This window comes from Burkholderia stagnalis (assembly GCF_039848545.1).
Classification (GTDB): Bacteria; Pseudomonadota; Gammaproteobacteria; order Burkholderiales; family Burkholderiaceae; genus Burkholderia; species Burkholderia stagnalis.
The window spans coordinates 449591-462768 of record NZ_CP156686.1 but is presented as its reverse complement, the minus strand read 5'-3'; the positions used below and the strand labels follow the sequence as shown (position 1 = coordinate 462768).

The 13178-nt window shown below is 67.2% G+C and carries 14 protein-coding genes; 6 read left to right on the top strand and 8 right to left on the bottom strand.

The features are described from left to right. Positions 1-5: 5 nt before the first annotated feature. Genes speD through ABFO07_RS18900 form a run of 5 tightly spaced genes read right to left on the bottom strand, consistent with a single transcriptional unit; the run spans position 6 to position 3488 of the window. A complete protein-coding gene (gene speD, locus ABFO07_RS18920) occupies positions 6-383 on the bottom strand; it encodes an adenosylmethionine decarboxylase (protein ID WP_059891902.1) in 378 nt (125 codons plus the stop codon). Continuing rightward, entirely contained in the window at positions 380-523 is a 144-nt protein-coding gene (locus tag ABFO07_RS18915; RefSeq protein ID WP_167361413.1) for a hypothetical protein, read from the bottom strand. Before ABFO07_RS18915 ends, speD begins: the two co-directional genes overlap by 4 nt. Further along, on the bottom strand, positions 520-2031 hold the full coding sequence (locus ABFO07_RS18910) for a DUF4178 domain-containing protein (RefSeq protein WP_059906543.1): 1512 nt from the start codon (positions 2029-2031) through the stop codon (positions 520-522). The genes ABFO07_RS18915 and ABFO07_RS18910 overlap by 4 nt, the downstream gene beginning before the upstream one ends. Before the next feature lie 9 nt (positions 2032-2040). Further along, positions 2041-3075 carry an SPFH domain-containing protein gene (locus ABFO07_RS18905; protein ID WP_059563122.1) on the bottom strand — a complete coding sequence of 345 codons (1035 nt, stop codon included), beginning with the start codon at positions 3073-3075 and terminating at the stop codon, positions 2041-2043. 26 nt (positions 3076-3101) lie between these two features. Next, positions 3102-3488, bottom strand: coding sequence for a DUF350 domain-containing protein (locus ABFO07_RS18900; protein WP_059804383.1), 387 nt, complete (start codon positions 3486-3488; stop codon positions 3102-3104). 106 nt (positions 3489-3594) lie between these two features. Here ABFO07_RS18900 and ABFO07_RS18895 point away from each other — a divergent pair, with 106 nt between their 5' ends. The 4 genes from ABFO07_RS18895 to ABFO07_RS18880 all read left to right on the top strand — a co-directional run bounded on the left by ABFO07_RS18895 (position 3595) and on the right by ABFO07_RS18880 (position 8095). After that, on the top strand, positions 3595-5109 hold the full coding sequence (locus ABFO07_RS18895) for a polyamine aminopropyltransferase (RefSeq protein WP_059804380.1): 1515 nt from the start codon (positions 3595-3597) through the stop codon (positions 5107-5109). After that, the gene (locus tag ABFO07_RS18890) at positions 5109-6725 is read left to right on the top strand and encodes an FAD-dependent oxidoreductase (RefSeq protein WP_347469394.1); all 1617 of its coding nucleotides are present in this window, start codon (positions 5109-5111) and stop codon (positions 6723-6725) included. Before ABFO07_RS18895 ends, ABFO07_RS18890 begins: the two co-directional genes overlap by 1 nt. Positions 6726-6893: 168 nt before the next feature. Next, the gene (locus ABFO07_RS18885) at positions 6894-7652 is read left to right on the top strand and encodes an N-acetylmuramoyl-L-alanine amidase family protein (RefSeq protein WP_059563095.1); all 759 of its coding nucleotides are present in this window, start codon (positions 6894-6896) and stop codon (positions 7650-7652) included. Between the two features lie 50 nt (positions 7653-7702). Then, positions 7703-8095 (top strand): lysozyme inhibitor LprI family protein, encoded by a 393-nt coding sequence (locus ABFO07_RS18880; protein WP_059563096.1) that lies wholly within the window; start codon positions 7703-7705, stop codon positions 8093-8095. A 125-nt stretch (positions 8096-8220) separates the two neighbouring features. On the opposite strand, the gene ABFO07_RS18875 is transcribed toward ABFO07_RS18880, so the two are convergent. Together ABFO07_RS18875 and ABFO07_RS18870 are read right to left on the bottom strand one after the other, a co-directional pair. Then, on the bottom strand, positions 8221-9159 hold the full coding sequence (locus ABFO07_RS18875; protein WP_322237614.1) for an alpha/beta hydrolase: 939 nt from the start codon (positions 9157-9159) through the stop codon (positions 8221-8223). 87 nt (positions 9160-9246) lie between these two features. Next, entirely contained in the window at positions 9247-10050 is an 804-nt protein-coding gene (locus ABFO07_RS18870) for an AraC family transcriptional regulator (protein WP_059563123.1), read from the bottom strand. 240 nt (positions 10051-10290) lie between these two features. Here ABFO07_RS18870 and ABFO07_RS18865 point away from each other — a divergent pair, with 240 nt between their 5' ends. Further along, a complete protein-coding gene (locus ABFO07_RS18865) occupies positions 10291-11016 on the top strand; it encodes a hypothetical protein (RefSeq protein ID WP_347469393.1) in 726 nt (241 codons plus the stop codon). Positions 11017-11233: 217 nt separating this feature from the next. Continuing rightward, entirely contained in the window at positions 11234-11707 is a 474-nt protein-coding gene (locus ABFO07_RS18860) for a VOC family protein (protein WP_059957589.1), read from the top strand. Between the two features lie 65 nt (positions 11708-11772). Here the strand turns inward: ABFO07_RS18860 and ABFO07_RS18855 are convergent, their stop codons facing one another. Continuing rightward, positions 11773-13119 carry a glutamine synthetase family protein gene (locus ABFO07_RS18855; protein WP_059880184.1) on the bottom strand — a complete coding sequence of 449 codons (1347 nt, stop codon included), beginning with the start codon at positions 13117-13119 and terminating at the stop codon, positions 11773-11775. Positions 13120-13178 lie beyond the last annotated feature (59 nt).

Sequence of the window (13178 nt, the reverse complement as noted above, 5' to 3'; positions counted from 1 at the left end):
GCCGCTCACGCGCCGCCGCGCGCCACCTGCTGCCTGACTTCCGCCCGCGCGCCGAGCGCGGCCGCGATCGCATCGACCGCATCGGCCGCGCGTGCCGCGCCGCACATGAACGCATCGACCGCCGCGAAACCGTGCTCGGGCCACGTATGGATCGTGATGTGCGATTCGGCGAGCAGCACGACGCCCGTCACGCCATGCTCGCCGCCGAAATGATGGAAGTGCGCGCCGATCACGCGCGCGCCCGCGCGCCGCGCCGCGTTCGTCAGCACCGCTTCGAGCCGCGCGGCGTCGCGCAGCAGCGCCGCATCGACGCCGCCGAGGTCGGCCAGCACGTGCGAGCCGAGTGTCGCGTGCGGCGGTGCGATACCGTCATGCGCGCTCATTTGTGCGACCCGTACGACGAGTAGCCGCTGCGGGCCGACGAACTGCCCCACCCGCTCGTGCCACCGCCGCCGCCCGACGGCGAGCAGCTGAACAGCGTCACGACGATCAGCGCGTAGATCCCGTACAGGATGTGCTTCACGACTCGCCTCCATCCTGTGCGAAACCCTTCCACACCCATTCGGGCAACCACAGCACGAGCAAGCCGATCAGCACGTACACCGTGCGGCTGTTGAACGCGAACAGCGCCTCGAAGTTGAGGAACACGAGCAGCGCGCTGAACAGCACCGGCAGCGGCGCGAAGCTGTGCGGACGCTTGTCTTTCGCTTCGGCGCCGGCAAGGGTCGCTGCCGCGGTCGCCGCCGCGCCGCCCGCCGCCAGCGCCGGCACGCCGAAGCGCTCGGCGAGCTTGCCGGCCGAGATCCGCTGCGCGCGCGACCAGACGATCTCGTTCGCGCTGCGCTCCATCGTCAGCTTGTCGTTCTGCCAGCCGTAGTCGACGATCGACGTGCGATCGCCCACCTGCACGCGCCAGTTGAACGCGCCGACCACGTACACGACCTCCGAGCCGTACGCGTCGCGCTTGCGGTAGGTCTTGCCGTCGTCGATCACTTCGGCATCCCCATGAATCGTCGGCCAGTGATCGAGCACGCCCACGCGCTCCCAGCGCCCTTCGCTCTGCACGAGCCACAGCAGGCCGCGCTTCGGATGCAGCAGCAGGTATTCGTCCCACGTCTCGTTGTCGCCCGGCACCTTGCAGCGCATCATGCCGATCACCGTGTACTTCGCGCCGTCGAACGTGCCGGCCGCGCCGAGTTCAAGCGCGCCCTTCACCGCGTCGAGCTCGCGCTGCTTCGCGAACACCGTCTGCTGGTCGGCCGTGCACTGCACGCCCGCATGACAGCTGCCGCACACGACGTAATCGGCGACGTTCGGCGCATACGACAGCGGCGCGCCGCAGCTCGGGCACGCGAACGGCTTCATCTCCGCGCCGCGCGGCTCGCGCGACTCGGTCTCGATGTCGCGCAGCCCGGTGAACGCGAGCGCGTCGAACGTCATCGCTTCGCCCGCATACACCACCGGCTTGCCGCCCGCCCCCGCATCGGAATAATCGAATGTCGCGAACGCATTGCCGGTGCGCAAGTCCGCGACGCGCGCCTGCCAGCCTTCGCCGACACGAAACGGCAGTTCCCCGTCGCCGCCCGTGCAGCGCGCGGTGCGCAGGTCCGACACGAGGTAGTCCTGGCCGCCGAAAGCGACCTGCATGCCCGGCTGCAACGCCTGGAACGCGGGCCAGGAGCCGAGCGCGTCGTCGGGCTGGCGCACCGTGACCGCATACTGGCCGGACGCGTCCGACAGCCAGCCGAACGTGCCGTCGTCGAACACGACGTACCACTCGCTCCACCCGCCCGCGTCGTAGCTCATCTGCAGCCGGCCGAGCACGGTGAACGCCAGCTTGCCGTAGCGGCCCGCGGTGCCGATCTGGAGCGGCGACGCATCGTCGAGCACCGCGGCGAGCTCGCCGATCCGCTCGACGTCCTCGCCGCGCTTGAGCAGCGTGCTGCGGCAGAACGCGCAGACGGCCATCACCGCCGCCGCCGAGCGGAACGTGACCGGCGCGCCGCACTGGGGGCACGAAGTACTGAACATGCGCAACGCTTATTGGGTAAGTTTCGCGAGAATCTCCGCTTTCGCGCGCGCGTATTCGTCGTCGGTCACGAGCCCCTTGTCGTGCAGTGCCTTCAGCTGTTCGAGGCGCTGCACGTAATCGGGCGCGGCCGCCGGTGGGGTCGGCTGCGCAGCGGCGGCCGTCGGCTGCGCGGCGGCTGGCTGCGCGCTGCCCGCGAGCTGGCCGGCCATCGCCTGCCCGATCGCCGCGCCGGCCGCGAGGCCCGCGCCGACGCCGGCGAGGCCGCCGGGGTTCTGCGCGGCGAGCGGAATCGCTTGCGCAGTCTGGTATTGCGTGACGCGGCCGAGATCGCCCGCCATGCCGGCGCCGATCCGCAGGTCGAGCGCCTTCTGCAGTTCGGCCGGCAACGACACGCTCTCGACCGCGAACGCGTCGAGCGCGAGGCCGTAGCGCGTGAAGATCGGCACGAGCGCCTCGGCCACCCGCTGCGACAGCAGCGACTGGTTCGCGGCCATGTCGACGAACGCGACGTCGGCGCCGCCGAACACGGTGCTCATCGCGGTCACGACGAGGTTGCGCAATTGCTGCTCGACGTCGTCGACCGTGTATTGCGCGCGCGTGCCGCTGATCTCTCGATGAAACGCGGTTGCGTCGACGATCCGGTACGAGTAGATGCCGAACGCGCGCAGCTGCACGAAGCCGAACTCGCGATCGCGGATCGTCACCGGCTGCGCGGTGCCCCAGCGCCGGCCGAGCTGCAGCCGCGTGCTGAAGAAATAGACATCCGACTTGAAAGGCGACTGAAAGAGTTTGTCCCAGTTGCGCAGGTACGTGAGGACCGGCAGCGTCTGGGTCGTCAGCGTATAGAGGCCGGGCTGGAACACGTCGGCGATCTTGCCTTCGTTGACGAACACCGCGACCTGCGACTCGCGCACGGTCAGCTTACCGCCGTACTGGATCTCCTGGTCTTCCATCGGATAGCGCCACGCGAGCACGCCGTCGGTGTCTTCCGTCCATTGCAGGACGTCGATGAATTGCTTGCGGATGAACGAACCGATACCCATCACAGTCTCCTCGGACGCGCGCGGCGTCAGGTCAGGCACGCGGCATTGATGATGCCGACGACGAGCGATGCCGTGCCCATCAGGCCGCCCATCGCGGCGTTGCGATCCTCGATCGCGTGATTCATGCCGGGCATCATGCGGGTCAGCCCTGCATAAGTCAGCACCTGCACGAGCATCGCGCCGACCGCCCACATCACGACCGCGCCGAGCGTCGAGTTGTGCGCGATGCTCGACGCGAGCGTGAGGCAGAAACCGACCAGCGCGCCGCCGAACGACAGCATCGCGGCGACGTTGCCGTCGCGGATCAGCGCCAGCTCGTCGAACGGGGTGACCTTCAGGTACACTGCCGCGAACGCCAGCAGCAGCACGAACGCCGACAGTAAATGAACCGCATAAGAAAAGGCACTATTCATTCTTTTCCCCGGATTGTGTGCTCGGTTCGCCGCCCCGCGGTTGGCCGCCCCTCGGAAATCCGCGCCAGTATATCCACATTGCCGACGCCGACACAACGGACGCACCATGCTGCATAGGCGCGCGCTCGTCCTGTCGATTCTCGTGCTCGCGTCGTGCGGGCTCGGCTACGAACTGATCAGCAGCGCGCTGTCGAGCTACCTGCTCGGCGATTCGATCCTGCAGTTCTCGTCGGTGATCGGCTGCTACCTGTTCGCGATGGGCGTCGGCTCGTGGCTCGCGAAGTTCGTCGACGACGACGACGTGCTCGACCGCTTCGTCGACATCGAGCTGCTCGTCGGCCTGCTCGGCGGCGTATCGGCCGCGCTGCTGTTCGCGGTGTTCGCCTGGCTCGCGGCACCGTTCCGCGCGGCGCTCTACGCGCTCGTGTTCGCGCTCGGCGTGCTGATCGGGATGGAGATCCCGCTCGTGATGCGCGCGTTCCAGCAGCGGCGCCAGGCGTTTCGCCACACCGTCAGCGAAGTGCTCAGCTTCGACTACCTCGGCTCGCTCGCCGTGTCGCTGATCTTCCCGCTCGTGCTCGCGCCGCGCCTGGGCCTGCTGCGCACGAGCTTCCTGTTCGGCATCCTGAACGCGCTGGTCGCACTGTGGACCACCCACCTGTTCCGCGGCGAGATCCGCCACGTGCGCGCGAAGCTGATGCGCGCGTCGCTCGTGCTCGGGCTGCTCGTCGCCGGCTTCGCGCTGTCGGGCCGCATCACGCACTGGGCCGAGCACGGCGTGTACGGCGACGAGACGATCTACTCGGAGACCACCCCGTACCAGCGGATCGTGCTGACGCAATGGCACGACGACATGCGGCTCTACCTGAACGGCAACCTGCAGTTCTCGTCGCGCGACGAGCACCGCTATCACGAGGCGCTGATCCATCCGGCGCTCGAGGCGCTGCCGTGGGCGAAGCGCGTGCTCGTGCTCGGCGGCGGCGACGGCCTCGCGGTGCGCGAGCTGCTGAAGCACCGGAACATCGAGCAGATCACGCTCGTCGATCTCGATCCGGCGATGACGAAGCTGTTCTCGACCTCCGCGCCGCTCGTGAAGCTGAACCAGAACGCGCTGAAGGACCCGCGCGTGCGCGTGATCAACGACGACGCGGTGCGCTGGCTCGAATCGAACGCCGACGTGTACGACGCGATCGTCGTCGACTTCCCCGATCCGACCAACTTCGGCCTCGGCCGCCTCTATTCGGTGCCGGTGTTCCGGCTGCTCGCGCGGCACCTGTCGGAAAACGGCTATACGGTGATTCAGTCGACGTCGCCGTACTTCGCGCCGCACGCATACTGGACGATCGTCGCGACGCTGCGCGAGGCGGGCCTCAACACCTGGCCGTACCACTGCTACGTGCCGTCGTTCGGCGACTGGGGCTTCGTGATCGCCGGCAAGCGCCGCGACTTCACGGTGCCCGCACGCTACTCGGTGCCGACGCGCTGGCTCGATGCGCACACCGCCGCCGGGATGTTCCACTTCCCGGCCGACATGCCCGCGCTGCCCATGTCGCCGAACGAACTCAACGACCAGCCGCTCGTGCGCCGCTTCGACGACGACTGGAAACACGTGCTGCGTTGATGGACCGCCGCACCTTCATCGTCGCGTCGGCGGCCGCCTCGCTCGCCGCGTGCGGCCGTCTCGGCTGGACCGAAACCACGCCGCGCATCGACTATCCGGGCATGCGCGAAGGCCATGCGCTGCGCGATCATGCGGCGCTGCCGCCGCCGTCCGGCACGCTCGACACCGACGTCGCGATTCTCGGCGCGGGCGCGGCCGGCCTGTCGTGCGCGTGGCAGCTCGCGCGCGCCGGCCACCGCAAGTTCGTCGTGCTCGCCGGCCCGGAATTCGGCGGCAACGCGGCGGGCGGCCGCTTCGGCGAGCTCGGCTATCCGAAGGGCGCGCACTACCTGCCGCTGCCGTCGCGCGAATCCGCGCACCTGCGCGACATGCTCGCCGATCTCGGCGTGATCGAATCCGCGCCGTATGCCGCGCGGCCCGTCTACGACGAGCGCGCGCTCGTGCACGCGCCCGACGAGCGGCTCTTCATCGCGGGCCAGTGGCAGGACGGCCTCGTGCCGGCGGCCGGCATCGGCACGGACGAACTCGCGCAGCACGCGCGCTTCTTCGCATACATGGACACGCTGCGCACCGCGCGCGGCGCCGACGGCCGCAAGGCGTTCTGCATCCCGCTTGCGGAATCGTCGCGCGATCCACGCTGGCGCGCGCTCGACACGCACACGTTCCGGCACTGGCTGCTCGACAACGGCTATACGGCGCCGTCGCTGCACTGGTATCTGAACTACTGCTGCCGCGACGATTACGGTGCAGGTTACGAGCATGTGTCCGCATGGGCCGGGCTGCACTACTTCTCGTCGCGCGCCGGCCATGCGAGCGACGCCGGCGACGGCGCGGTGCTGACCTGGCCCGATGGGCTGCATACGATGGTGACGAAGCTGTCAGCGTCGATCTCCGCGCGCACCGGCTCGAACGGCTGGTCGCAAGCCGGCTTCGCGGTGCGCGCGACCGAACGCGCGGGCGGCGTCGACGTGCTGTGTGCGCGCGTCGACAACGGCACGCTCGCCACCTTCACGGTGCGGGCGCGGCGCGTCGTCAGCGCGATGCCGCTGTTCGTCGCCGCGCGCGTGTTTCCGCAACTGCATGCGTACGGCTTCGAGCCCGCGCGCGACCTGCCGCCGCGCGCGCCGTGGCTCGTGTCGAACTTCCTGCTCGACGGCATGCCGGACGAAGCGGCCGGCGTGCCGCTCACGTGGGACAACGTCGTCTACGGCGGCGCGGGGCTCGGCTACGTCGTGTCGACGCATCAACTGATCCGGATGTCGCCGCCGACGCGCTCGGTGTTTTCCGCATACCAGGCGCTGGACACGCGCACGCCCGACGACACGCGCCGCTGGCTGGCCGCCGCAAAACCCGACGAACTGCGCGAACAGGCGGCGACCGACCTGCGCGCCGTGTACGGGCGCGAGCTGTGGAAGCATGCACGCGCGCTCGAGATCACCGTGCGCGGCCACGCGATGGCGACGCCCGACGTCGGCTTCCTGAGCCGGCCGGGGCTGCTCGCGCTGCGCGATGCCGACGGCCCGGTCGTGTTCGCGCATGCGGACCTGTCCGGGTTGTCGCTGTTCGAGGAAGCATCGTACTGGGGCGTGCGCGCCGCGCAGCGCGTACTCGCGTGACGTTCGGAATCGCGATGGCTTACGCGTTGCTTTCACGTGATGCGCCGCCCGCTGTTTCGTCGTTGCCGCACGGCCGGCAGCCGCTATAATCGCGCCACATTCCGACTGCATCATGCAGGCCGGCCGCGCCGCATCATCGCGCGGGCCCGCACCACTGCGACAACAACAATGAACCGAACCATCCGACGCCTTCGCCCGCACGCGAGCGCCATCGTCCGCGTGCTCGCCTGTGCGGCGCTGCTCGGCGCCCCGCTCGCGCTGCGCGCCGCCGACGGCACGAAAGCCATGCCCGCCAGCGCGCCCGCGCGCTACATCGTCGTCGATACCGGCCACACGCCCGCGCGCCCGGGCGCGACCGGCGCCAGCGGCCGCGTCGAATACCTGTACAACCTCGACCTGTCGGGCGCCGTCGCCGAACGGCTCGGCGCGCACGGCGACCGCGTGCTGCGCACGTCGGCGGACGGCCGCGAGATCGCGCTCGACCAGCGCGCGACGCAGGCAACGGATGCCAGCCTGTTCGTGTCGATCCATCACGACTCGATGCAGCAGCAGTTCATCGACGCCGGCCGGCAGCGCGAATTCCACGGCTTCGCGGTGTTCGTGTCGGAGCGCAACCCGCATTACGCGGAGAGCCTGCGCTGCGCGAAGGCGATCGCCGAGCGGCTGATCGCGTCCGGCGAGACGCCGTCGCTGTATCACGCGCAGCCGATCCGCGGCGAGAACCGCCCGCTGATCGATCCGCGCCTCGGCATCCATCGTTTCGACGATCTCGTCGTGCTGCGCACCGCGCCGGTTCCGGCCGTGCTCGTCGAAGCGGGCGTGATCGTCAATCCCGACGAAGAGAAGCGGCTCGCGCGGCCCGACACGATCCGGCGCCTGTCCGCCGCGATCGCGGGCGGGATCGATGCGTGCACCGCGCCCGCGTGAGCGCGCACCGTTTCGTCGTCCAAGGTTTTCACCCAGCCAGGAGCTTCCACATGAAAAAGAAAACGCTCGTCGCATCGTGCGCGCTGTTCGCGGCGCTCGCCGTTCCATTTGCCGCGCACGCCGCGGGCTGCTCGAAGCCGCGCAGCGCGTTCGACCAGGTGTACTGCAGCAGCACGCAGTTCTCGCAGCTCGACCGCGAGCTGAACGACCAGTACGGCCGCCTGCGCAAGCAGTTGAGCGGCGACCAGCAAGGCACGCTGAAGACCGGGCAGCTCGCGTGGCTGAAGCAGCGCGACGACAAGTGCAGCTATACGCGCGACGACGGCTACTACGTGAACCTCGAATGCGCGATCGACATGACGCAGTCGCGCCTGTCGTTCCTGCGCGAGCGCGATCGCGAGTGTTCGAGCACGGGGTGCGTGTCGTCGAAGCTCGGGCAGTAATGTGTCACCTTTCCGTTGCGATGACGGTCGGCATGCGGCCTGCATCGAGGGCAACGCAATTCAGGCCCGGCCGGTCTCATTGCAACGGATTCCCGGCGCCGGGGGCTCCCTCCCGGCGCTCGTGTTCAGCGAACCCTCGCATGGCCAGGCCGGCGCGCGCCTGACAGATGCCGCTCGAACCATTGCGCTGCCGCCCGGCTGGTTGCTTCGAAGTGCTCGACATACGGCGTGAAGTGCCCGCCGTTAATCATCAGCAGTTGCTTCGGCTCGAGAGCGGTTTGCCACGCTTGCAGACAAAGATCGGTTGGCGTCAGCCAATCCTGGTCGGCCACGATCATCAGCAGCGGGGCCGGCGAGATGCGGGCGACGTATTGGCCCGGTTCATTCTCACGCGCCATTTCCGCACTGCGCAGCGTGACTTCGTTTTTCCAGTTCGGCGCGAACCGGGCCGCGGATTCCGTGAAGAATCGAAAGGCGTCCGCGCCGGCCATCGCGCAGGCAACCTGCGGGTCGTCACTGACCGCGGGCAGCATGGCCGGCGTGCCGCCGGCAAATCGGTGCGCGCGGTCTTCGTCGAAGCGCGCCAGCAACGCCGGCACGAGGTCGGAGCGCGTGCGACGCAAGGCCGACTGATAGCCGCTGATCGTCGGCACCTGCGACACGACGCATTTGACCCGCCGGTCGATCGCGGCGACTTCGAGCACGTGGCCGCCGCTGTAGCTGGTGCCCCAGATGCCGATGCGTGCCGCATCGACATCCGGACGTGTCAGCAGGTAGCTGATCGCATCGCGATAGCCGCGCCTCTGCAGCACCGGGTCGACTTCCTGACGGGGATGTCCATCGCTTGCGCCGAACCCCCGGTGGTCGTACACGAGCACCGCAAAGCCGCTCGCGGCAAACACTTCGGCGTAGCGGTCCAGATATTGTTCCTTTACGGCCGAGAACCCGTGAGCCATCACGATGGCGGGGTGTGTTGCCGTGCCCGTGCCTTGTGGATCCGGCTCGTAGAACCAGCCGCGCAGTATCGTGCCTTCGGACAGGAATTCGATGTCGTAACGTGCCATGTCGCCCTACCTTGATCGGTCAGTTGTCTCGATGAGCGTCACGATAAGCGAGTGCGTCGCGTCCCGCATCTTCCGGCGAGACATTCCCTACGCGGAATCGGACAACCTCGCGTAGGCGCTTGGCGTCATGCCGGTCAAGCGGCGGAACACGGTCGAGAAGGCACTCGTCGTTTCATACCCGAGCTCCGCCGCGACCGCGATGACGGAACGCCCCGACGCCAGCAACGGGCGCGCGGCTGAAATCCTGGCTTGCTGCCGCCATTGGCTGAAAGACAAGCCGGTTTCGGCGTTGAACAGCCGGGATAGCGTTCTGCTCGATGCGCCGACTTCGTGCGCCCATTCGACCAGCGTGCGCCCATCGGCCGGATCGGCAAGAATCGCATCGCACACGCGGGCAAGACGCCGGTCCTGTCCGGACGGCAGCCGCAGCGGTTGCTCCGGAGCCCATTCGATTTCGGCGAGCATGAGCCGGATCACCAAAGCGTCGCGTCCGCCTGGCGTGCCATCGAGCGCAAAAGACGATGCGCGGACGATCAATTCGCGCAGCAACGGCGAGACGTCCACCAGTCTCGGTTGATTCGGGTATCCCGACGGATAGGCCCGCGGGTGGACATACGCGGTTCGCAATTCGAGGTGTCCGCGTGCGCGCATGGCATGCGCCAGTTCAGGCGGTATCCACAGGGCGCGGTGAGGCGGAACCCGCCAGAGCGACTGATTTGCGATGACGTCGGCGATACCCGCCGTGGCGTAGACGAGTTGCGCCCGCGCATGTCGATGCTCGGCGACGACGAAGCCATCCGGAAATGTTTTCGGCATCACGGCAGCGATGCCGGGCGCATCCTGGTAATCACGCGGATCGATGCTCTTTCTGGCGGGCTTGTCGCGGTGCATGTTCTTCCGGTTGTCGATCACGTTCAGCGTGAGGCGGTTGCATGCCGATCGTGCTGCAGAAAACCGTCGCACCCTCGCATTGCAAACACGTCGTTGATGTAGCCAGCGGCCACAAACGCGAAAAGTCTACCAACAATGGCGAGTCGCGACGTTGCCGACGCGCTCCGATGCATGCCGTAAAATGCCGCGGGATCGCGATGGCCCTTTGATCAGGCTGCAAGTCTTCAATGGAAATCGAGCGTGTCGAAAACGGAAAATCAATTGCAGGACACCGCCTCGCAAGACGCGCTTCCGGGGCCGAACGAGTTGCGCTTCACCATCGGTCCGGAACAGAGCCAGGCACTGGTGCGACGTGCCGTCGACGCGCATCTCGCGCGGGACGCGGCGAAACGCGAAGCCATGCTGCAGCGTATCGAGCGTGTCATGCAGTACGTATTGAAACCGGCGCTACTGATTGCGCCATTGATAGGGCTGGCGCTTTGGCACCTGACGCAGGAAACCGGGCATCCTGCCGAGCGAGTGATCGGATCGATCATCGTCGCGCTGGCCTATGTTCTGGTTTGGCGACGCTTCGGCAGCCGGCTGACCGATCTGATACTTTCAGTGCGTCGCGCACGGCGTTCGAGCATGATCGCCCTTGGCGCCCCTGTCGTTTCGAGGCTTGTCGAGCAGCGCGCACGCCGCAGTATCGCCCGGCTCGAGGGCACGCATCGATGGCTGATCCTGCCTGACGGCCTATCCGTGACGATCCCGTCCGGGGCAAGCAGCCTCGTTCGATGGCCCGACATCGTGCGCCTGCATGATGCAGGCGACTACTATCAATTGTTCACGCGGCGATCGGCGCGTTTCGGATTGGCGCATTACCTCGCGAAGCGCAGCGACGACATGGAGGCCTCCGATTATGACGAGCGTGTTCAGCGCATTCTCGAACGCGTCGCGGTGATCACTGGCTCGCCAGCTGCATAATCCGCATCGCAGCAAAATCACGCCAGTCAGCTTTTCGGACCCCTGATCGCAAGCCGGACTAGCCGGTCAACCAGGGCCGCATTCGCATCGCCGAATCTCGCAAGAAAGCATGATTCTTCTCGTCCCGACGTGTTAATTTCAATGGCCGTCCGCCGCTGCCTCAGTGGCGGCACGCAGCTTGCTCCCGCCTTTGGCCCACACTGACAGGAGATTTGCCATGACGATTCAGAAGATCACGCCGTTCCTCTGGTACTCAGCGGAAGCCGAAGAAGCCGCGGCTTTCTACGCAGGCATCTTTCCCGACTCGCGCGTGACGCGTGTCACGTCGGTGCAGGGCGCCGGCGGCACGAAGGTGGTCGAGTTCGTTCTGTTCGGGCAGCCATTCATCGCGATGAGCCACGAACGCACCGAGTCGTTCAATCATGCGATCTCCCTGATGGTCAACTGCAGCGACCAGGCGGAGCTCGACCGCTACTGGAGCGCGCTGCTCGAAGGCGGCGGCTCGACCGACGGCTGCGGCTGGCTGCGGGATCGCTTCGGCGTGTCGTGGCAGATCGTCCCCGGCGATCTCATTGCGATGATGGCCGACCCCGACCCGGTCAAGGCCGCGCGCGTTGCTGGCGCGATGATGCAAATGACGAAGTTCGACTGCGCCGCGCTGAAAGCGGCTTATGCGCGAACGACGGATTAACGGATGCGCGCGTGAGCGTCGGCCCTGCGTGCCCGCCTCCACCGACGCTCATCCCGCCGAGTGCGTCAAAGAAACCATCGATACTCGCGCGCCCCGATCTCGTTCATGAAGTCGAGCTGCTCCTGCCGCTTGTTCTCGCAGTAGACCATCACGAACTCCCCGCCGAGCCCTTCGCGCACCGCAGCATGATCCTGCATCGCGGCGACCGCCGACAGCATGTCCTTCGGGAAATCGATCCCGCTTCCGCGATCGTCGTTGAGCGGCGCGATCGGCTCCCGGCCCGCATCGAGCCCGTATTCCATCCCGGTCAGAATGGCCGCGAGCACGAGATACGGATTCGCATCCGCACTCGCGAGGCGATGCTCGATCCGCAGATTTCGTGCGTCCGATTCGGGAATCCGGATGCACGCATCCCGATCCTCGAATCCCCAGCTTGCTCGGCTTGCCGCATTCACCATCGACCCATAGCGCCGAAACGCATTGTGATTCGGCGCAAACACCGGCATGCAATGCGGCAACAGCGCGAGACAGCCCGCCACCGCATGACGCAATGGCCGCTGCCCGTCCGAGGCCAACAGGTTGCGCCCCGCTTCGTCGTACAGGCTCACATGCACGTGCATGCCGCTGCCCGGCGCGTGCAGGTACGGCTTGCCCATGAAGCTCGCGCGGTAACCATGCCGCAGCGCAACACCGCGTGTGCTGCGGCAGAACAGCGCCGACCAGTCGGCCGCGCGCAGCCCGTCGTCGGTATGCCCGAAATTGATTTCGAACTGGCCGGGCCCGAGTTCGGCAGTGATCACCGTCGCGTCGACGCCCTGCTCGCACGCTGCCTCGACCATCTCGTGCAACACGTCGGAGAAGCGCGACAGACGCTCGATATGCATGTTCGGCTGATCGTCGCGATCGTCGCTCAGGCGGTCGCGCGGGTATTGCGGCAGGCCTTCGGCAAGCTGCGCGGCGAACAGGTAAAACTCGAGCTCGAACGCGACGACCGGGCGAATCCCCCGCTTCACGAAACGCCGCAGCACACGCGCGAGCACTTCACGCGGTTCGAACTCGATCGGCGCATCGGTGCCGTCGGAGCTGATCAGCATCTGCGCAAGCGGCTGGCTCTCCCAGCGCACCGGCTTCAGCGTGCCGGGAATCAGCCGGCGCGGCGCATCCGGGTCGCCGTCGTTGAAGCAGTAGTCGCCGATCTTGTACAGGCCGCCCTGCGTGCCGAGCAGCACACAATTCTGGGGCAACTTCAGCATCGAGCCAGACGCGACTTTCTCGAGCGCATCGATCGGGTAACGCTTGCCGTAAAAATGACCGGGCAGGTCGAGGCAGATCAGGTCGACATAGCGGATCTCGGGATGCGTGGCACGAAATGCCCGGACTTCATCGACCAGCGCGGAAACGACGTCAGCCATGATTCATCCTTCCGTTCGAGTGTGACGATGCCGCATCGCGGCGAGCCGGAACCGGGCGG

Bases quoted from the DNA above. Each gene is read 5' to 3' on its own strand.
- ABFO07_RS18855 (WP_059880184.1), bottom strand. From the start codon at position 13,119: ATGGCTGACGTCGTTTCCGCGCTGGTCGATGAAGTCCGGGCATTTCGT.
- ABFO07_RS18880 (WP_059563096.1), top strand. From the start codon at position 7,703: ATGAAAAAGAAAACGCTCGTCGCATCGTGCGCGCTGTTCGCGGCGCTC.
- ABFO07_RS18875 (WP_322237614.1), bottom strand. From the start codon at position 9,159: ATGGCACGTTACGACATCGAATTCCTGTCCGAAGGCACGATACTGCGC.
- speD (WP_059891902.1), bottom strand. From the start codon at position 383: ATGAGCGCGCATGACGGTATCGCACCGCCGCACGCGACACTCGGCTCG.
- ABFO07_RS18860 (WP_059957589.1), top strand. From the start codon at position 11,234: ATGACGATTCAGAAGATCACGCCGTTCCTCTGGTACTCAGCGGAAGCC.
- ABFO07_RS18895 (WP_059804380.1), top strand. From the start codon at position 3,595: ATGCTGCATAGGCGCGCGCTCGTCCTGTCGATTCTCGTGCTCGCGTCG.
- ABFO07_RS18885 (WP_059563095.1), top strand. From the start codon at position 6,894: ATGAACCGAACCATCCGACGCCTTCGCCCGCACGCGAGCGCCATCGTC.
- ABFO07_RS18905 (WP_059563122.1), bottom strand. From the start codon at position 3,075: ATGGGTATCGGTTCGTTCATCCGCAAGCAATTCATCGACGTCCTGCAA.
- ABFO07_RS18910 (WP_059906543.1), bottom strand. From the start codon at position 2,031: ATGTTCAGTACTTCGTGCCCCCAGTGCGGCGCGCCGGTCACGTTCCGC.
- ABFO07_RS18900 (WP_059804383.1), bottom strand. From the start codon at position 3,488: ATGAATAGTGCCTTTTCTTATGCGGTTCATTTACTGTCGGCGTTCGTG.
- ABFO07_RS18870 (WP_059563123.1), bottom strand. From the start codon at position 10,050: ATGCACCGCGACAAGCCCGCCAGAAAGAGCATCGATCCGCGTGATTAC.
- ABFO07_RS18890 (WP_347469394.1), top strand. From the start codon at position 5,109: ATGGACCGCCGCACCTTCATCGTCGCGTCGGCGGCCGCCTCGCTCGCC.